The organism is Acidovorax sp. FG42 (assembly GCF_057809195.1).
The window spans coordinates 94,662-114,376 of the sequence record NZ_JBMDJM010000010.1 but is presented as its reverse complement, the minus strand read 5'-3'; the positions used below and the strand labels follow the sequence as shown (position 1 = coordinate 114,376).

Genomic DNA, 19,715 nt, shown 5'->3' with positions numbered 1-19,715 from the left:
CGCCCCTCTTCGCCAGGCAGACACCCGGACGAGTCGCTCTCTTGAAACCGCATATTTGACAAATGTGATTTTCAATCGATAGAATTGCATAAATTATCATTTTTATCAAAGCACTCCGATGACCACCTCCGCCACACGCCCCAGCACCACCCGCCTCGCCTCAGCGCCCGGCACGGCCCAGGCCGTGATGACCGACCTGCGCGAATTTCTGGCCTTCAAGATCGGCAACGAGGAATACGGGGTGGACATCCTGCGCGTGCAGGAGATCCGGACGTACGAGAAGCCCACCACCATTGCCAACGCCACGGGCGAATTGCTGGGCGTGATGAACCTGCGCGGCGTGATCGTGCCCATCATCGACCTGCGCCTGAAGCTGGGACAGACCGCCGTGCAGTACGACCACCTGAAGGTGGTGATCGTGCTGCACATCGGCCAGCGCACGGTGGGCGTGGTGGTGGACGGCGTGTCCGACGTGCTCACGCTGCAGCGCGAACAGTTGCGCCCAGTGCCCGCCCTGCGCGGCAACGTCAAGCCCGAACACCTTCTGGCCATCGGCTCGGTGGGCCCGCGCATGCTGATCCTGCTCGACATCGAGAAATTCCTTGCCCGGCCTGTGGCGGGCGAAGCCCTTGCCGCCACCCACTAAACGGCCACCCCCTCCCCCAAGAACTGGACACACCATGAAATTCAATGACCTGAAGATTTCGACCCGGCTCACGCTGGGCTTTGGCTTGATGGCGCTGCTCATCGGCCTCATGGGCACGATGTCGGTGGTGCTGGCAAGCCGCGCTGACAAAGCGTTCCACTCCATCATCGATGACCGCTTCCCCAAGGTGCTGCACCTGCATGTGGCCAAGGAAGACGTGACGGGGGTCGAACTGGCCCTCACGCAGATGCTGCTGGATACCAGCCCCGAAAACGTACAACGGCACCAGGCCACCATCAACGCCAAACGCCAACAGATCACGCAGCTGTTCGAGACCCTCGCACAGCAGATCACCACGCCCCAAGGCAAAGCCGCACTGGCCGAAACCCTGCGCGCACGCGGTGAGTACGCGGCGCAGTTGTCACGCTACTCTGAACTGCTGACCGCCGGGCGCATGGACGATGCACGGGCCGTGCTGACAGGGTCCATGGCGGCGCCGCGCAAGGCGTACTTTGATGCTCTCGACGGCCTGATCGAATTCCAGGAGTCGCTGGCGAAGACGGCTCAAGCCGATGCCGTGGCGGCGGTGTCCACGCTGAACGTGTCGGTGCTGGCGCTCACAGCGCTGGCCCTGGTGGCCGGTGCGGCGATTGGTTTTGGCATCGTGCGCTCCACCACGGCTCCCCTGCGCCGCGCAGTGGATGCCGCCCGCGCCGTGGCGGCCGGGGACCTGAGCCTGCCCATCACCTACCGTGGCACCAACGAAACCGCACAACTGCTGCAGGCGCTGCAGGAGATGCAGCAGTCACTGGTGCATCTGGTCGGCCAGGTGCGGACCAACAGTGACAGCGTCTCCTACGCATCGGCCGAAATCGCTCAGGGCAACAACGATCTCTCGGCCCGGACAGAGCAGCAGGCCAGCGCACTGCAGGAAACCGCAGCCTCCATGGAGCAGCTCAACGCCACTGTGCGCCAGAACGCCGAGAACTCCCGCCAGGCCAACCAGCTGGCCCAGACCGCCACCTCGATCGCAGTGCAGGGTGGCGAGGTGGTGGCTGACGTGGTGCGCACCATGAGGGACATCAACGACAGCAGCAACAAGATCTCCGAGATCATTGGCGTCATCGACTCCATCGCATTCCAGACCAATATCCTGGCGCTGAACGCGGCGGTGGAGGCCGCACGCGCCGGCGACCAGGGCCGGGGCTTTGCCGTGGTGGCCACCGAGGTGCGCGTGCTGGCGAGCCGCTCGGCCGAGGCCTCCCGCGAGATCAAGGGCCTGATCGGGACCAGTGTGGAGCGCGTGGAAGCCGGGTCGGCCCTGGTGGACCGCGCCGGTCAAACCATGAGTGAGGTCGTTGCCTCCATCCGCCGTGTCACCGACATCATGGGCGAGATCAGTGCCGCCAGCACCGAACAAAGCCAAAGAGTGGATCAGATCAACGAAGCGGTAACGCAGATGGACCACGCCACCCAACAAAACGCCGCCCTGGTGGAAGAAATGGCCGCAGCCGCTGCCAGCCTGAACCAGCAGGCGGGCGAACTGGTCCAGACGGTCGCCACCTTCAAGCTGCCTGATGGCCAGGACCAAGCCCAGGTCCCCGTGCAAGAGCCACGCGCTGTCGTGCAACACCGGCCGGTACGCCGCCCCCTGCTGGGTCACGCCCATCTGCCGATGGCGGCCGCCTGAGCGGCGTGACCTGGCAGGCTGCGCCCTAGATGAACCTGGCTACAGCGCCTTGCCAAAACGCTCCAGGCGCGGCGCCCAGTGGCCCAGCACATCGGCCGACAGCAGCACGCGGTGCGCCTGCCCGATGAGCAGATGGCGTGGCACCAGGCCGATGTAGCGCGAGTCGGCACTGTTGTCCCGGTTGTCACCCAGCACCAGATATTCGCCCTCGGGCACCTGCACCGGATCGAAGCTGCTGCGCGCAGTCACGCCCTGCAGCCACTGCACACGGCGCTCATGCCCCAGCAGGCGCTCTGTCCAACGCGTGGCCGTGAGCGTGTGACCTGGCAGCACCGGCTCCTGCACAGAATCGGGCATCTCGTATTCGGCGGCTTGGCCGTTGATGTAGAGCACCTCGTTGCGCATCTCCACCGTGTCTCCGGGCAAGGCCGCAATGCGCTTGATCAGGCGGGTGCCATCCAGCGGGGACGAGAAGGTGACCACATCGCCGCGCTGCGGATCATCAATGTGCGCCAGGATCATGTCCGTGAGCGGTAGCTTGAGGTCGTAGGCCAGGCGGTTGACCAGCACCACGTCCCCCTCCAGCAGCGTGGGCCGCATCGAGCCCGAAGGGATGGGATTCCAGTCGGCCACGGCAGTGCGAAAGACGCCAAAGCACAACAGCAGCACGATGAACCACCGGTTCGATTTGAGGTTCGATTGGATCCAGTTCAGCAGCATCACGACAACTCCAGGGCACCCACGGCGGGCGGCAGATGGATCGGAGGCGCCGGACGGCCACTTGGTTCCGCGCGGCGGGCGGGCGGTTGCTTCGCTTTCGCGGAGGCCCGCGCGGCGGCTCAGGGGGACTTCTTCCGCGCACGCGGGTGGGCGGCGTCATAGACCTTGGCCAGGTGCTGAAAGTCGAGCCGCGTGTAGACCTGCGTGGTCGTGATGTTGGCGTGGCCCAGCAGCTCCTGCACCGCGCGCAGGTCGCCACTGCTTTGCAGCAGGTGGCTGGCAAACGAGTGGCGCAGCATGTGCGGGTGCACCGGCGTGGTCAGCCCTGCCAGTTGGCTCCGCTGGCGCAGGCGCAGCCAGATGGACTGGGCGGTAAGACGCTTGCCGCGCTGGCCCACGAACAGGGCGGTGTCGAGCCGTGCAGAGCCCTCGCCACCAAACGGCGTGGCCCGCAGCTGCAACCAGGCCTGCAGCGCGGCCGTGGCGGCCGCACCCACCGGCACGCTGCGGCGCTTGCTGCCCTTGCCGAACACGTGGGCCTCGCCCGCTTGGAGGTCCACCCAGCCGCGGCCCTGGCGCTGGGTGTCGGCGTTGGGGATGGCATCGAGCCCCGCCAGTTCGCCCACGCGCAGGCCGCAGCCGTACAGCAGCTCCACCATCGCCGCATCGCGCGCCTCCAGCCAGGGGTCGGCGCCGGTGTTGTCGAATTCGGCCAGCCGCACGGCGTCGTCCACGCCCAGCGCCTTGGGCAAGGGCTTGGGCGCCTTGGGCGCGCGCACGTCCTGCACCGGGTTGTGCGGAATCAGCCCCTGCCGCCCGGCCCAGATAAAGAAGCCGCGCCAGCCCGAGAGGATGAGCGCAATGCCCCGCCCGCTGCGCCCGCCGCTGTGCATCTGCGCCACAAAGCGGCGAATGTGAGCGGTCTGCAACTGCAGCAGCGGCACGTTCACGCCAGCCGCAAACTGCGCCAGCTTTTCGAGGTCCAGGGTGTAGAGCGTGAGTGTGCGTGCAGCCAGCCGCTTTTCAACGCGCACATGCTCCAAATAGCGCACGACCTGAGGGTCGAGCGTGGTGGGTGCTGCGGGCGCTTCAGACATGGAGCCGTCGCCGAGACGCCGCTAGGTTGGCACGGGCTGCCAGAAGGCGGGTTACTGCAGCCGCAACAGTGCTGCGCTGGCCAGCTCTGCCATGCGCGACAAAAAGTCGGTGCCCATCGTGGCATCAAACCGCTGCGGATCGTGCGAGCCCAGCACCAGCAGGCCAAACGCTGGCGTGGCGCTGTCGATGGCGCCCGCGCGCAGCGGCAGCAGGGCCAGGGACTGGGCGGGCTCGCCGCCCTCTTGCGCCAGCCAGCCAGCGGGCTCGAAGCCCAGGTTGGGGCCGCAGAAGGGCATGGTCAGCGACGAGGCAAATGCCCGCGCGTCTTCGCTCGCACCCTGGGTGAAGTCGGCGTCGATGTAGGGCGCTGCCACCGCCCACACCCGCACGGCCGCCTGGGGCACATCGAACAGGGTGCGCACGCCATCGACCACGGCCTGGGGCAGGTCGAACGGGTCGCGCACCTGCAGCAGGCTGCCGGTCCACTGGTGCACCTTGTGGGCAATGGCGGCGTTTTCGGTGCTGTTGCGCACCATTTCCATGATCCGATGCTCCAGGCCCTTGATCTTCTCGCGCAGCATCTCGGCCTGGCGCTCCTGCAGGCTCACGGCGCGCGCTCCGTGCGGGCTGGTGATCTGCACGCTGGCCAGCACCTCGGCATGGCGCTCGAAGAAGCCCGGCGTGTTGGTGAGGAACTGGGCGATATCGTCTTCGGTGATCGGAGGGATGTGGGTAGTCATACGAGCGTGTCGGGAATATCGATCTGGCCTTCGAACACCGTGGTGGCCGGGCCGGTCATGAAAACGGAATCAGCCTCCTGGCCGCTCCAGGCGACGGTGAGGCGGCCGCCGCGCGTGTCCACCTGCACCTCGGGGTCGAGCAGCCCCAGCCGGATGCCGCTGGCCACGGCCGCGCAGGCGCCCGTGCCGCAGGCCAGCGTCTCGCCCGCGCCGCGCTCGAACACCCGCAGGCGCACATGGGAGCGGTCCACGATCTGCAGGTAGCCCGCGTTCACCCGCTGGGGGAAGCGCGCGTGGCGCTCGATCAGCGGTCCGGTCTGCGCAACGGGAGCCGTGTCCACGTTGTCCACCAGTTGCACCGCATGCGGGTTGCCCATGGAGGCCACCGCTACCAAAACAGAAGCACCCGAGGCAAATTCCTCTAGCGCTACCGGCCATTTTTGCCCCGACCCCTGCTGCACGGGCGTAAGACCGGTGGTGTCGAACGGCACCTTGGCGGGGTCGAACTCGGGCCGGCCCATGTCCACCGTGACGCGGCCGTCACCCGTGAGGCGGGGGGCAATCACGCCGCTTTTGGTCTGTACGCGGATGGTGTCCTTGCCCGACAGCCCCCGGTCGTGCACAAAGCGTGCAAAACAGCGCGCACCGTTGCCGCACTGCTCCACCTCGCCGCCGTCGGCGTTGTGGATCACGTATTCAAAGTCGATGCCCTCCCCCGGCGAGGGCCGCACGGTGAGGATCTGGTCGGCGCCGACGCCGAAATGGCGGTCGGCCAGGAAGCGGTATTGGGCGGCACTGAGCTCCAGGCGACCCTGGGTTTCGTCGAGCACCACAAAATCGTTGCCCGCGCCCTGCATTTTGGTGAAGCGAATCTTCATGGGACGGGATTATGGCCCCGCCCCTGCGCCAAACCGCGCACGGGCTTACGCTTGGCAGCTTCTCTCGATTCCACCGGCTTTTCAGGAACCTCGCATGACCGATCTTTCCGCTTTTGCCATCACCCGCAAGTGGCCCGCCCGACACCCGGACCGTATCCAGCTGTATTCCCTGCCCACGCCCAACGGCGTGAAGGTGTCAATAGCGTTGGAAGAACTGGGCCTGCCCTACGAGCCCCACCTGGTGAGCTTTGAAACCAACGACCAGACCACGCCCGAATTCCTCTCGCTCAACCCCAACAACAAGATCCCGGCCATCCTGGACCCGAACGGCCCGGACGGCCAGCCGTTGGCGCTGTTCGAGTCCGGTGCCATCCTGGTGTACCTGGCCAGCAAGACCGGCCAATTGATGCCACAGGACACCGCCGGGCGCTACGAAGCCCTGCAGTGGGTGATGTGGCAGATGGGCGGTGTGGGCCCCATGTTTGGCCAGCTCGGGTTTTTCCACAAATTTGCGGGCAAGGACTACGAAGACAAACGCCCGCGCGACCGGTACGTCGCTGAATCGAAGCGCCTGCTCAAGGTGCTGGACGAGCGCCTGGCGGGCCGCCAATGGGTGATGGGCGACCAGTACACCATCGCCGACATCGCCATCCTGCCTTGGGTGCGCAACCTGGTGGGCTTTTACGGCGCGGGCGACCTGGTGGAGTTTGACCAGTTCAAGGAGGTGCAGCGCGTGCTCGCCGCCTTCGTGGCGCGTCCGGCCGTGGCCCAAGGGCTGGCGATTCCGGCACGCGGCTGACGGTTGGCGCTAGGGCGCCGGGTTTCTCATCCGCCCTTGATCTTGATCATGCCGCGCAGCCCGGCACCCGGGCGCCACGCACCTACCATGGGCCTCCTCAAAAAAAACAGGGAGCACCCCATGGGATTGACCGTTGATGTTCTTCAGGATCTGGACCTGCACGACCTGCAGGCTGCCGCCCGCGCAGCGCTGCAGGAAACCAACGCCATCGCGCTGATCGAATTGCTGGAAATGCTGTGGAGCTGCGATGTGGAGGGCGCCAACGCCGTCATCGACGCCGTGCTGCAGCGCCTGCAGCAACTGCGCGCGTTGCGCTGAGCTATCGGGCCACGCAAAGCCTGATGTGACTGGCGAGTAGGCAGTGCACGCACAGGGCCTCGATAATGGCTTGATGCCCCGCTCCAGCCAACAACTCCACCCCCACCGCGAACCCGTCGCCACCCGCCCCGCCGCCACCGTGCTGCTGCTGCGCGATGTGCCTGGCGGCGGCGGGCTCGAAGTCCTCATGACCCGGCGCTCGGCCACGGCCAGTTTTGCGCCTGGCGCGTATGTGTTCCCCGGCGGGGGCATTGATGCGCTGGACGCAGCACCCGCCACGCACGCCGCTGCGGACCGCCGCCCTACCCAGAGCGACCAGCACCTCACCCAGGCGATTGCCGCCATCCGCGAGAGTTTTGAAGAGCTGGGCGTATTGCTGGCGCGCCATGCAGAAGGCCCCCGCCAAGGGCAGATGGCCGATGCGCAGGACATTGCCGCCATCGACCGCCACCAGCCCTTTGCTGCGCAGTGCACCGCACGCGGACTGCGCCTGGCGGCCGATGGGGTGTACCTGCTGGCCCATTGGACGGCCGACCGGGACCTGGCCCGCCGCTTTGAAGTGCCTTTTCTGGTGGCCCGCATGCCCGAGGGCCAGGAGCCCGTGGCCGACGAGGCCGAGCAGTTCGAGCCCGTGTGGGTGCGCCCGGCCGACGCGCTGGCGCGGCACGAGGCGGGGCAGTTCTTCATGATCTTCCCCACCATCCGCACGCTGCAGCGCCTGGCCCAATTTGCCAGCACCCAGGCGGTGCTGGACGCCGTGGCGCACGAGCAGCCCCTGTGGGTGAGCTGCCCACGCGCAGGCCTGCTGGCGGGCAAGGAAGCGCGCTACATGGAAGACGACATGCCGTTTGGCGAGCTGGCGCTGGTGTGCCCCGACGGGCAGATCGTGCACCCGCTGGACTGGCAGACCGAGCGCCCCGTGCCGCTGCTGCGCAACGTGATGCGCCTGACCGCGCCCAACCCCGGCGTGATGACCGGCCCCGGCACCAACAGCTACCTGGTGGGCGACCCGGCCACGGGCTTCATCGCCATCGACCCCGGCCCGGCCGACGCCGAGCACCTGGACAAGCTCTGGCGTGCAGCGGGGGGCGACATCCGCATGATTGTGTGCACCCACTCGCACGCCGACCATTCACCCGGCGCCGCGCCGCTGCAGGCGATGTGTGTGCAGGCCGGCAAGGCGCGCCCGCCCGTTCTGGGCCTGCCGTCTGCCCCCACGGCCCGCGCGGCCAGCCAGTTCACCCCCGACCGGGCGCTACAAAATAATGAGCTGCTCGTGCTTGAAGGACTAGCGCCTGAGGGCAAAATCACCCACACCTTGCAGGTGATCCACACCCCGGGCCATGCGGCCAACCACCTGTGCCTGCTGCTGGTGGAGGACGCGCTGCTGTTCAGCGGCGACCACATCCTGAACGGCAGCACCACCGTGATCGACCCGCCCGACGGCAATATGGCCGACTACCTGGATTCGCTAGACCGGCTGGATGCGGTCTGCGCCGCGCACGGCGTGGAGTTCATCCTTCCCGCGCATGGCTACGTGCTGGGGGGCCCGGTCCTGGGGGCCCGCCATGCCATCGCCAAGCTCAAGGCCCACCGCCTGGCACGTGAGGCCAAGGTGCTGGCCGCCATGCAGGCGCTGCCGCAAGGCAGCATGGACGACTGGGTGCGCCACGCCTACGACGATGTGCCGCCGCGCATGTGGCCCGTGGCCCAGCGCTCGCTGCTGGCGCATGTGGAGCGCATCCGCTCGCTGCAGCCCGGCAACAACTGAGCACCAAGAACACCAAGACCGCCTTCAATATTCAATGACCGACAAGCACCCCGACCCTACCCACATCCGCCTGGCCAAACGCGTGGCCGAACAACTGAACTGCTCGCGCAGCACGGCCGAGCAATTCATCGAGGGCGGCTTTGTGAGCGTGGACGGCCAGATCGAGGAAGCCCCCGGCGCGCGTGTGCGCCCCGATCAGGCCGTGACGGTCGCACCCGATGCCAGTCTGCTGGCGCTGACGCCGGTGACCTTGCTGCTGCACAAGCCAGCAGGGTTTGAAGCCGGCCTGGGCCTGCCGGGCGCAGCCACAGGGCAAGCGGCCCACGCCAGCCGCAGCCAGGGGGCGCCACAGGCGCTCACGCTGCTCAATGCCGCGTCGCATCTGCCAGAAGACGCGTCGGGCATCCGCGTGCTGCAGCGCCACTTCAAGCAGCTCGAATGCTTCACCCCCCTGCCCACCGAGGCCAGCGGCTTGGTGGTGTACACGCAAGACAAACGCATTGCGCGCAAGCTGGCCGAAGACATCGAGTCGCTGGAGCAGGAATGCATCGTCGAGGTCAAGGGCGACATCGCGCCCAATGGCCTGCAGCGCCTGTGCCACGGACTCACGTTCAACGGCCGCCCCCTGCCCCCCATCAAGGTGAGCTGGCAGAACGAAACCAAGCTGCGCTTTGCACTCAAGGGCATCCGGCCGGGCCAGATCCCGGCCATGTGCGAAGTAGTGGGCCTGACGGTGGTGGGTATCAAGCGCATCCGCATCGGCCGCGTGCCGCTGGCCAAGGTGCCCGAGGGGCAGTGGCGCTACCTGCAGCCGTGGGAGAAGTTCTAAGGGCTTACCGGCACAGCGGCGCACTGCCGATGCGCAAGCGACAGGCGACAGGCGACAGGCGACAGGCGACACACATATGCTCCTGAAAACATAGCTATCAGCGCTTTTACAACAAGCGCTTCAGGCCTTTTCCATTTGAACTCCTTCGATCCACGCCGCTGCTACACTGCGCAGCACTCTGGAGGGAGTTCATGAACACAAACCAATCGTCTGGCGGCGCTGCGGGGCCGATGTCCACCTTCATGCCGATGAACATCGATGCCCACCCGCTCGAGTTCACGGGCAGCGGGGGCGAGTATTTCCGGGTCTGGATCGTCAACGTGCTGCTGTCCATCGTCACGCTGGGCATCTACACCCCCTGGGCGCGCCGCCGCACCGCCCAGTATTTCTACAGCCACACGCTGGTGGCCGGCAGCCCCCTCGAATTCACCGCGCAGCAGCGCAAGATGGTGATGGGCTTTGTGCTGCTGATGCTGCTGACCATTGCCTATAACCTGGCCGCCAACACCGGCCAGGACACGGCCGTGGGCCTGTTCCTGCTGGCGGGCGCGGCGCTGGCGCCCTTCATCTGGGCCAGCGCCATGCGCTTTCGCCTGGGGGCCACACGCTGGCGCGGGCTGCGACTGCAGTTCACCGCGAGCTGGAAAGAAGTCTACCTCGCCAGCTGGCCCGTGTTTGCACTGGCGCTGGTGTGGTTTGGCGTGTTCTATGGCCTGCAGCTGCTGTCGCCCGACCTGGCCCAGGCGCTGGAGACCATCGAGGAAGAAGGCAAGAAGCAACCCATGCCCTCGTTCACCCCCGCCATGGGCGGTCTGGTGCTGCTGGGCCTGGTGCTGTCGGTGCTGTGTGTGATCCGCATGGAGTACAACTTCAAGAGCCTGCTGGTGCTCAAGGCCCAGGTCGGCGCCGAAAAAGGCCGCTGGAAGCCCGTGTACATGGACTTCGTCAAGGTGTGGATGGCCACCGTGGCCGTTTTCATTCTGTGCGTGGTGGGTTTCTCGGCCCTGATCGGCATCCTGGCAGGCAGCTCCATCGCCCTGGTGGCCAGCCAGAGCAACCGGCTGGGCCTGTGGATGTTTGTGGTGATCATCGTGTCCATCATCGCCGGCATCTTCATGCTGATCCTGGCGTCGGCCCCCGCCCGCGCGTACCGCGAGGCGCGCATGTTCCAGCTGATGTGGAACAACATCGGCGTGAGCCATGTGGCGCGCTTCAAGTGCCACCTGAAAAGCGGCCAATACGTGTGGCTGCGCATCAAGAACATGCTGCTCACCCTGCTGACGCTGGGGCTGTACCGCCCGTTTGCGCGGGTGAGTGAATACCGCATGAAGTGCGAGTCCGTCACCCTGCACGTCAAGGGTGGCGTGGAGCAGGTGACCGGCGCCATGGTGCGCCAGCAGCAGGGTGGCCTGGGCGATGCGCTGGCGGATGCCGCTGGCCTCGACCTCATCGGTTGATCATGTCGGCGCCCGAGCACCCTGCCCTGGTCCCCGGGCGCTGGTTTGACGGCCAGAGCAGCAAGGCCCGTCCGGTGGTGGTGAGCCTGCGGTCCACACCGCAAGGCCCATCGCTGGTACTGCATCCGCTCTCGCAGCCGGGTACTGAACCGGTGGTCTTTGCCTGGAAGCAGGTGGGCTGGCCGGAGGCCTGGAACGAACGCAAGCCGCAGCCCCGTGTGGTCATTGATCTGCGCGACCATGGCAGCGTGGAGATCGACGCCGTGACCGAGTGGCGTGCGGCCCTGGCCGCTGTGGGCGAGCGCCCCGGCATCGCACAACGCATGCAGACCCGCTGGCCCGTGCTGCTGGGCGTGACGGCCGTCGCCGTCATCGGACTCACGCTGTTTTACCGCTACGGCACGCCCTGGGCCGCCACGCAACTCACGCGGTTTGTGCCCCTGGGCTGGGAAACCAGTGTGGCTGAGAACGTGCTCCAACAGATGGATGAAGGCACGCTCAAGCCCAGCAAGCTCCCCAAGGAGCGGCAAGACCAGCTCAAGGCCCGCTTTGACGCCCTGGTGGAACAAACGCCCCCCGGCCTGCAGCGTTACGCCGGCTATCGGCCGCCTTTGTCCCTGGAGTTCCGATCCGGCATGGGCGCCAATGCGTTTGCGCTGCCCGGCGGCAAGATCGTGATGACCGACGGTATCGTGAAGGCAGCTGCCGACAAGGGCCTGGACGACAACGCCCTGGTGGGCGTGTTGGCCCACGAGGTGGGCCATGTGGTGCAACGCCACACCACGCGCATGGTGGTGCAGCAGGGGGTGCTGAACATGGGCCTGGGGCTGGCGCTGGGTGATGTGTCCGGCATCGTCTCTACTGGCGCATCCTTGCTCACCGGCCTGGCCTACAGCCGCAGCCATGAGCGCGAGGCCGACTGCTACGCCATCGCCGTGATGCGCCACGCTGCACTGCCCACCGCGCCCATGGGCCAGCTGCTGCTGGCGATTGCGCGTGACGAGGACAACGAAGACGCCCAGAAAAAAGACCCAGGCAAGGGCCAGGCCGCCGCGGCTTCGGTGCCCGCGTCTGGTGCCAGCACACCCGATGCAGCACGCCAACGCAAGACGGCGCAGGAGATCGGATCGCACCCTGTCTGGTCGCTTCTGAGCAGCCATCCCGACACGGTGGAGCGGGCGACAGAGCTGGAGCGGGGGCACGCGCCCCATTGCGCGAAAGGCTGAACCCGCCTGCGCCAAAGGCGCCAGGGTAGAAATAAAGTGTGAAGCACGCCGATAAGCCGGATTCTGTGCACCACGGCTGCCCGCAGTGTGACCGCCATTAATCTGGGCCGGGTGTCGCCACCACGGCTCGGTGCTACCTACCCGCCAGCTCTGCGGAACCACATCAACGCTGGCCTACTTGGTATTGCTGCGCGTAGAGATTGCCCGTTTCACCCCCGGTGGTTTGCCTTGCGGCACTCCCCCGGGACTCGTCTCTGTTGCTCTGATCCTCACCTCACGGTGGGCAGCCGTTAGCTGCTACGCTGTCCTGTGCAGTCCGGACGTTCCTCCAGTGCCTGGTTTCCCAGATTGCACCAGCGGCGGTCTGGCGTGCTTCACGGGCGAGATTATCGCCCAGCACCCGATGCCCGCTCCCAATCCAGCCCAAACCGCGCCAGGTACTTGCGCAGCCGGTCCGCATCGTTGACCACGGTGCGCTGCGTGCGCGAGGCCTGGAACAACAGGCGCCCCGCGTCCGACAAGGTGCGCGACTGGCGGCAGACTTGCAGCACAGCGGCCAATTGTAACTGGTCAAAGAGGTCCATGGACTCCACCACCACGTCACCCAGCAAGGCCGCGAGTTCGTCGCGCCCTACCGCTCCTGCAGCGGGAGCCAGGCCATGGCGTGCGTCGCTCGCGGTCTGCCACAGCCAGCGCAGTCGGTCGATCTCAGCCTCCACCAGCGGCAGGCCGATGCGGCCGCTGTCGGCCAGCGTGGCCAGGCGTGTCACGCTGGCCGAGAGGTCGCGGAAGTTGCCGGTCCACAGCGCTTCGGGCGACTGTGCATAGCGCAAGTAGGCGGCGCGCGCCTCGTTGGAAAAGCGCACGCTGCGGCCCAGCTCTTCGCCCGCTCGCTGCAGCAGGTGATCCACATTGGGCTCGATGTCTTCGGGTCGCTGGGCCAGGCCGGGCAGCACATAGCTCCAGAGGTTGATACGCGCAAACAGGTCCTCACGAAAGCGCCCGGCCGCCACCTCGGTGCGCAGGTCACGGTTGGTGCCAGCCACGAGCTGGAAGTCACTCTCCACCTCGCGGTCGCTGCCCAGGGGGTAGAAACGCTTTTCTTCCACGGCCTTGAGCAGCATGGCCTGCTCGTCTGCGCCGAGCTCACCAATCTCGTCGAGGAACAGCACGCCCTTGTGCGCCGTGCGCAGCAGGCCCGCGCGGTCGGCCGCCGCGCCGGTGAACGAACCTTTCTTGTGGCCAAACAGCGTGGACGCCGCGCCGTCACCATGCAGCGTGGCGCAGTTCACTTCCACAAACTCGCCCTCCACTTGGTGGCGGGCCTTCTTCAATTCGTACATGCGCCGCGCCAGATGCGACTTGCCCGCGCCCGTGGGCCCCGTGAACAGGATGGGCGCGCGCGAGCGCACCGCCACCCGCTCCACCTCGTCGATCAGTGCATTGAAGCGGGCGTTGCGCGTGGCAATGCCGCTTTTGAGGAACTGCACTGCGTCCTGCTGCTCGGCGCCAAAGCGCTGCGCGATCACGTCGTAGCGCGAGAGGTCCAGGTCGATCAGCGTGTAGCTGCCGGGGTCGCCGATGCGCTGACGCTTGGGCGGGGAGGTCTGCACTAGCACGCCCGGAATGCGGCGCGACTCCACCAGCAAGAACAGGCAGATCTGCGCGACATGCGTGCCCGTGGTGATATGCGTCCAGTACGCCTCACGCTCGGTGTCAAAGCGGTAGGCCTGCGTCCAGTCGTACAGCTGGGCATAGACCTCACCAAAGTCCCAGGGGTCGGCAATGGGCAGGGGCACCAGGTTCACCGAGGTCTCGGGCGAGGCGGTGGCCATGTCCGCGCGCACCTGGTGGGCCAGCTCGCGGTGCGGCGGGGTGTAGAGCAGCTCCAGCCGCTCGATCACCACATCCTCATGCTGCACCAGGGACACCGTGGGGCGCCATTTCTCCCACCGACCTGCGCCCTTGCCAGAGTCCAGCTGGGTGCCCAGGAAGCCGATGACCACCTTGTTTTTGCGCATATTTTTTTATCTACTTAACTAGCTTTCATTCTAATTATCTTGGCATCTAAACACCCAATCAATTTCGCCAAAAGGAAAATACCCCATACAAATCAACAACTTGAACGCATTAACGCCCTGCATTGCAAGCTGGCATGCATCTGGCAATAGAAGATGCATCCAGCGCAAGCGGTGACCACTCACAGGTCGGGGTTAGGACCAACGTTCGCCCCACCGGTGCCGGGCATCCGGGGCCTTCGGGTTCTGTTGACGTTCTGCATGCCGCACATCGCAAACGCTGGGTAACGACGGCACGGTCGTGGTGACCACTCCGAAAGGAACTGCCTGGTTCGACTCCAGGCGTGCCACCACTGGTAGCTCAGTCTGGTAGAGCCCCGCCGAAAGGCGGTTGTCGCAGGTTCGATTCCTGCCCACGGTCGCAAGACCTTGATTGGAAGTACCGGTCGAAAGACCACCCGCCGAACGCGGGGAGAAGCCCCCAGGTTGCGCTGCAACCGCAAGGGATTCACCCCGTCAGCCGGTGGCGGTTTGTGCCAGCACCCGGCACAGCCCGCGCCCGCAGCCAGCCGCGCTGCCGCCCTTCCCGCGGGGATGGGGGCAGCCACCACGGCGCACTGCACGGCCCAGGCTGCGCCCCCTGGCACCCCGCCATCGCTGTAACGGCAACCCGATATGTGACGAGTGACGACAACGAAGAAGAAAGAAGAGGAAAAAGAGATGCTGATGAAGATATTCCAACGCGCCACCGTGAAGAAAAACGAACGCGCCCTGCTGCTGCGCAATGGCAGCTTTGACCGCGTGCTGCACAGCGGCACCTACTGGCTGTTTGCGGGCACAGACGCGCTGCGCGTGGAGACCTTCGCCCTCGAACAACCCGCCTTCACCCACGGCCTGGCCGAGTACCTGATGGCGCAAGAGCCCGCCGTGGTGGCAGCCGAGTTTGTGCAGGTGAGCCTGTCGGAAACCGAAGTGGGCCTGCGCAGCGAAAATGGCGTGCTGGTCGAGATCCTGCCCCCTGGCACCCGCCGTCTTTATTGGAAAGGCTTGGTGGATGTGAGCGTGCAAGTGGTGGATCTGCAAGCAGGCGCTGAACTGCCCGCCGCGCTGGTGGCGCGATTGACGCAAGCCCAGCTGCGCCAGCGCAGCGTTACCGGATTGGCCGGTGTGCTGCAGGTGCAGGTGCCCGAGGGCCAGTGCGGCCTGCTGACGGTGGACGGCAAGGTGGAACGCCTGCTGACCGCAGGCACCTACGCCTTCTGGAAGTATGGCCGCACCGTGGCCGTGGAGATGGTGGACCTGCGCCTGCAAGCCGTGGAAGTGTCGGGCCAGGACATCATGACCCGCGACAAGGTGAGCCTGCGCCTGAACCTGTGCGCCACCTACCGCTTTGTGCATGTGCTGCAAGCCTATGCCCACTTGCAAAAGCCTGCCGACTACCTGTACCGCGAGCTGCAGTTTGCGCTGCGCGCCGCCGTGGGCACCCGCACGCTCGATGAGCTGCTGGAGAACAAGACAGTGATCGACGAGGTGGTGACAGCACACATGGCCGCCAAGCTGTTGCCCTATGGCATGCAACTGGAAAGCGTGGGCGTGAAGGACATCGTGCTGCCCGGCGAGATGAAAATCATCCTGACCCAGGTAGTGCAAGCCCAGAAGCAGGCCGAGGCCAACGTGATCCGCCGCCGCGAAGAAACCGCCGCCACGCGCTCGCTACTCAACACCGCCAAGGTGATGGAGGACAACCCCGTCGCCCTGCGCATGAAAGAGCTGGAGACGCTGGAACGTGTGGCCGAGCGCATCGACAAGATCTCGGTGTTTGGCGGCCTGGACCAGGTGCTGAACGGCCTGGTCAAGATGCGCTGAGCCACGGGTGAAAAGGATATGGGCGCGCTGGCACAGAAGGGAGCGCCACTGCCAAAAATGTTGTTATTGCCGGCAGCTCGGGTAACACCGAGTACAGCGGGAGAGTCGGTGAACGGGCAAGGTTGAGGATGCAGGTGCTGGCTCCGATGACGGGTCTGCCACTGGCGCGCGTTTCCAACCGTTCACTGGGCCAGTGGATTCAAGCACCCTGGTCGCTGTATTGATGCGGGTTCGAATCCCTTCGCGTCCACCAGACAAAGCAGAAAAGAGAACTGCCATGAAAAAGAAGAAAAACGGAGCCAACGCAGTATTGGAATACACACCAAGCAATGCGCTGGAAGCCGCGACACAAGCGGCCTACAAAGCGTTTGCGCATTACCAAGCACCGGATCACCTGCTGGACGTGTGTACCGCCTGCTGCATGAATGCCGAGCTGGAGCGTGAGATGCGACACCTTCCTCTGCGCCAACTGACCCAGAGGCATTTCTACGAGTACAACGATTCGGCCAAGAGCCAAGTCCAGCCCGCGGATGAAATCAAATACCTGGCCCCACGGCTGCTGGAACTGCTCGCCGAAGGTGCCCGACTGCACCACTCCACCGAGCTGTACCTGGACCGACTGGGGCGGTGCGAGCCCGGTTCGTTTTCAGCGGCAGAACAGGCTGCGCTGCAGGGCTTTGCGCTGGCGTACTTTGCACAAGGGTTGGAGCAATGGCCAGCCGCCAGCGATTCTCTCTTCCAGGGCGATAACGCCTTCTCCATCTTGCTCATGTGGGCCTATGCCCGCGTGCCGCTGGAACCGCTGCTGCAACACTGGCTGGACTGCGAAAGCGACGCATCGACCCTGAACTTTGTGGACGCGTGCTATTGGGACTATGTGTGGAATGCCCACCAGATGGGCAATGCGTTTGCCACGGATGAGGTCGAATACAAACGCATCATGGAGGAATGGCTGAACAGGCCCGCCACCAAAGCGCGTTGGACACAAAAGCTCATGCGGCTGGTGGATGCGGGCCCCACCAGTTCCTGGTTGCCAGCGGGGGCCGTGGACCATCAGTGCTACCCGCTCCCAGAGCGGATCAGCGCGGTCTTTGATGCAATGGCTGGATGACGAACATCGTCGCTCAAACGAAATACAACGAAGACACAACGAGAAAAGAACCATGAACTACGAACAATTCGAAATCCCGAACGGCGTGCCCGTGAAGATGTGGACAAACGGCGTGCCCGTGGAAGAAGACGCCAAGAACCAGCTGCGCAACATTGCCCGCCTGCCCATCGTGTTCAAGCACGTGGCGGTGATGCCCGACGTGCACCTGGGAATCGGCGCGACCATCGGCTCGGTGGTACCCACCCTCAAGGCCATCATCCCCGCTGCGGTGGGGGTGGACCTGGGGTGCGGAATGATGGCGTGCAAAACCACGCTGACCGCGAGCGATCTGCCCGATAACCTGTCTGGCGTGCGCACCGCCATTGAACGCGCCGTGCCCGTGGGGATGACCCCCAAGCGTTTCGGCCGCGACAAGGGGAGCTGGGATACGCCGCCCGCCGAGACCGACCGCGCCTGGGCTGCGCTGGTGGATGAGTTCGACGAGATTTGCGAAGCGCACCCGCGCATCAAGAACACGAACAACTACAAGCACCTGGGAACGCTCGGAACGGGGAACCACTTCATCGAGATCTGCCTGGACGAGCACCAGAGCGTGTGGGTGATGCTGCACTCCGGCTCGCGCGGGGTGGGAAACGCCATCGGCACCCATTTCATCGAGCTGGCCAAGAAAGACGCCGAGATGAACCAGCGCAACCTGCCCGATAAAGACCTTGCGTACTTTGAGGAAGGCGCGCAGTACTTCGGCGACTACGTGAAGGCCGTGGGGTGGGCGCAAAAGTTTGCCGCCGCCAACCGCGAAGTGATGATGGGACGTGTGATTGCCGCGCTACGCAAGGTGATCACCAAGCCGTTCGAAACGCACATTGAGGCGGTGAACTGCCACCACAACTACGTGCAGCGCGAGACGCACTTCGGGCAAGACGTGTTCGTGACCCGCAAGGGCGCGGTGAGTGCCGAGCAAGGCAAGCTGGGGATCATCCCGGGAAGCATGGGGGCCAAGAGCTTCATCGTGCGCGGAAAAGGCAACCCCGAGAGCTTCAACAGCTGCAGCCACGGCGCAGGGCGAACCATGAGCCGCACCAAGGCCAAGAAGCTGTTCACTGTGGCGGACCAGATCAAGGCCACCGAAGGCGTGGAATGCCGAAAGGATGCAGACGTGATTGACGAAATTCCGATGGCGTACAAGGACATCGATGCGGTGATGGCGGCGCAGGAAGACCTGGCGGAGGTGGTGTACACGCTCAAGCAGGTGGTGTGTGTGAAGGGGTGACACCCTTTGTAACTATTGATTTGATAGCTGCTTGCGCTTGTCCATTGGGCGCAGTAGCTGCTTTTTATGCACAAGAATAATCCGGAGAAAATCACCTCTGCACCCCTCGTTCTCGACGGCTCCACCGGCGAAGGTGGCGGGCAAATCCTGCGCACCGGCCTGGCCCTGTCCATGGTCACCGGCCGCCCGCTGCACATCTCGCGCATCCGCGCCGGGCGGCCCAAGCCGGGCCTCATGCGCCAGCACCTGGCCTGCACGCAGGCAGCGGTCGCCGTGTGCGGCGGGCAGGCCGAGGGCGCGGAGCTGAATTCGCAAACGCTGGTGTTCACACCCGGCAACGTGCGTGCAGGCGACTACCGTTTTCAGATCGCCACCGCAGGCAGTTGCCTGCTGGTGCTGCAGACGGTGCTGCCCGCGCTGATGCTGGCCGATGGCCCGAGCAAGGTCGAGCTGGCGGGCGGCACGCACAACCCGATGGCGCCGCCGTTTGATTTTCTGGAACGCGCCTTTGCGCCGCTGGCGCGGCGGCTAGGGGTGGGGCTGGAACTGCAACTGCAGCGACGGGGCTTTTACCCCGCCGGGGGCGGCGAGCTGGTGGCGCACATCACGCCTGCCCCATCCACCCGACCTCTGGCGCCGGTGGATGTGCTGGAGCGCGGCGAGCTGCAAGACGCCTGGGGCGAGGCGCTGGTGCCCGGCCTGGCGCGCCACATTGCCACGCGGGAGCTGGCGGCGCTGGGTCAGCGCATGGGCTGGACGTTTGAAGCTGGCCAGCTGCGCCAGCCGCCCACGCGCCAGAACGAAGGGCCGGGCAATGCGCTGATCGCCACGCTGGAGTACGCGCAGGTGACCGAGGTGTTCTGCCAGCTGGGCGAACGCGGCCTGTCGGCCGAGCAGGTGGCCAAGCGGCTGGTGGACGAAGTGCGCGCCTACCAGCGCAGCACCGGCGCGCTGGGCCCGCACCTGGCGGACCAGTGGATGCTGCCGCTGGCCCTGGCGGTGTGGCGCAGCGGGCAGGCCGCCAGCTATACCTGCAGTGAAGTGACGCAGCACACGGCCACCAACGCGCAGACCATTGGGATGGGCCTGCCGGTGCGGGTGCAGATCACGCCCGCAGCGGGCGCTATGCGCGTGGAGGTATCACCCCTGCCGTGATGGGCGTTGCGGCGGCCCGCCCCATACCCTGACTATATCCATATGGCCAGAGCCGTAGAACAAGTGGTTCAGAATGCGCGTCACAGACCTTCCACTTTGTGCCCAACCCAACGCTTAACAGGA

The 19,715-nt window shown here is 65.5% G+C and carries 17 protein-coding genes, 1 tRNA gene and 1 other RNA gene; 13 read left to right on the top strand and 6 right to left on the bottom strand.

What is annotated here, in order from left to right; genetic code table 11:
- Positions 1–118: 118 nt before the first annotated feature.
- Positions 119–646: a chemotaxis protein CheW gene (locus ACODSM_RS12510; protein ID WP_488805474.1), complete on the top strand. Its 528-nt coding sequence runs from the start codon at positions 119–121 to the stop codon at positions 644–646.
- 34 nt (positions 647–680) lie between these two features.
- A complete protein-coding gene (locus ACODSM_RS12505) occupies positions 681–2,336 on the top strand; it encodes a methyl-accepting chemotaxis protein (protein WP_488805473.1) in 1,656 nt (551 codons plus the stop codon).
- A 39-nt stretch (positions 2,337–2,375) separates the two neighbouring features.
- Here the strand turns inward: ACODSM_RS12505 and lepB are convergent, their stop codons facing one another.
- From lepB to dapF, 4 genes are all read right to left on the bottom strand, one after another.
- Positions 2,376–3,056: a signal peptidase I gene (gene lepB / locus ACODSM_RS12500; RefSeq protein WP_488805472.1), complete on the bottom strand. Its 681-nt coding sequence runs from the start codon at positions 3,054–3,056 to the stop codon at positions 2,376–2,378.
- A gap of 119 nt (positions 3,057–3,175) precedes the next feature.
- On the bottom strand, positions 3,176–4,153 hold the full coding sequence (locus ACODSM_RS12495) for a tyrosine recombinase XerC (protein WP_488805471.1): 978 nt from the start codon (positions 4,151–4,153) through the stop codon (positions 3,176–3,178).
- Between the two features lie 51 nt (positions 4,154–4,204).
- Complete coding sequence (locus ACODSM_RS12490) at positions 4,205–4,894, bottom strand: DUF484 family protein (RefSeq protein ID WP_015012535.1); 690 nt, start codon at positions 4,892–4,894, stop codon at positions 4,205–4,207.
- On the bottom strand, positions 4,891–5,772 hold the full coding sequence (dapF, locus tag ACODSM_RS12485) for a diaminopimelate epimerase (RefSeq protein ID WP_488805470.1): 882 nt from the start codon (positions 5,770–5,772) through the stop codon (positions 4,891–4,893). Before dapF ends, ACODSM_RS12490 begins: the two co-directional genes overlap by 4 nt.
- A gap of 94 nt (positions 5,773–5,866) precedes the next feature.
- Between dapF and ACODSM_RS12480 the strand changes: the two genes are divergently transcribed.
- From ACODSM_RS12480 to ACODSM_RS12455, 6 genes are all read left to right on the top strand, one after another.
- Positions 5,867–6,571, top strand: coding sequence for a glutathione S-transferase N-terminal domain-containing protein (locus ACODSM_RS12480; protein WP_488805469.1), 705 nt, complete (start codon positions 5,867–5,869; stop codon positions 6,569–6,571).
- A 120-nt stretch (positions 6,572–6,691) separates the two neighbouring features.
- Complete coding sequence (locus tag ACODSM_RS12475; RefSeq protein ID WP_291437212.1) at positions 6,692–6,889, top strand: hypothetical protein; 198 nt, start codon at positions 6,692–6,694, stop codon at positions 6,887–6,889.
- A 73-nt stretch (positions 6,890–6,962) separates the two neighbouring features.
- Complete coding sequence (locus ACODSM_RS12470) at positions 6,963–8,660, top strand: MBL fold metallo-hydrolase (RefSeq protein ID WP_488805468.1); 1,698 nt, start codon at positions 6,963–6,965, stop codon at positions 8,658–8,660.
- 34 nt (positions 8,661–8,694) lie between these two features.
- A complete protein-coding gene (locus ACODSM_RS12465) occupies positions 8,695–9,489 on the top strand; it encodes an rRNA pseudouridine synthase (protein WP_488805467.1) in 795 nt (264 codons plus the stop codon).
- A 191-nt stretch (positions 9,490–9,680) separates the two neighbouring features.
- Positions 9,681–10,946, top strand: a complete 1,266-nt coding sequence (locus ACODSM_RS12460) for a YjgN family protein (protein WP_060984208.1) — start codon at positions 9,681–9,683, stop codon at positions 10,944–10,946.
- Between the two features lie 2 nt (positions 10,947–10,948).
- Positions 10,949–12,172 (top strand): M48 family metallopeptidase, encoded by a 1,224-nt coding sequence (locus ACODSM_RS12455; protein ID WP_488805466.1) that lies wholly within the window; start codon positions 10,949–10,951, stop codon positions 12,170–12,172.
- Positions 12,173–12,208: 36 nt separating this feature from the next.
- Here ACODSM_RS12455 and rnpB read toward each other — a convergent pair.
- Together rnpB and rtcR are read right to left on the bottom strand one after the other, a co-directional pair.
- An RNA gene (gene rnpB, locus ACODSM_RS12450) (RNase P RNA component class A) lies at positions 12,209–12,548 on the bottom strand.
- Between the two features lie 10 nt (positions 12,549–12,558).
- Entirely contained in the window at positions 12,559–14,193 is a 1,635-nt protein-coding gene (gene rtcR, locus ACODSM_RS12445; RefSeq protein ID WP_488805465.1) for an RNA repair transcriptional activator RtcR, read from the bottom strand.
- A 346-nt stretch (positions 14,194–14,539) separates the two neighbouring features.
- Here rtcR and ACODSM_RS12440 point away from each other — a divergent pair.
- The 5 genes from ACODSM_RS12440 (at position 14,540) to rtcA (ending at position 19,592) form a co-directional block, all read left to right on the top strand.
- Positions 14,540–14,612, top strand: a tRNA-OTHER gene (locus ACODSM_RS12440).
- A 304-nt stretch (positions 14,613–14,916) separates the two neighbouring features.
- Positions 14,917–16,056: a slipin family protein gene (locus ACODSM_RS12435; protein WP_488805464.1), complete on the top strand. Its 1,140-nt coding sequence runs from the start codon at positions 14,917–14,919 to the stop codon at positions 16,054–16,056.
- 277 nt (positions 16,057–16,333) lie between these two features.
- Positions 16,334–17,167 carry a hypothetical protein gene (locus tag ACODSM_RS12430; RefSeq protein WP_488805463.1) on the top strand — a complete coding sequence of 278 codons (834 nt, stop codon included), beginning with the start codon at positions 16,334–16,336 and terminating at the stop codon, positions 17,165–17,167.
- A gap of 52 nt (positions 17,168–17,219) precedes the next feature.
- Positions 17,220–18,437, top strand: coding sequence for an RtcB family protein (locus tag ACODSM_RS12425; RefSeq protein ID WP_488805462.1), 1,218 nt, complete (start codon positions 17,220–17,222; stop codon positions 18,435–18,437).
- Positions 18,438–18,503: 66 nt separating this feature from the next.
- Positions 18,504–19,592, top strand: a complete 1,089-nt coding sequence (rtcA, locus tag ACODSM_RS12420) for an RNA 3'-terminal phosphate cyclase (RefSeq protein WP_488805461.1) — start codon at positions 18,504–18,506, stop codon at positions 19,590–19,592.
- Positions 19,593–19,715 lie beyond the last annotated feature (123 nt).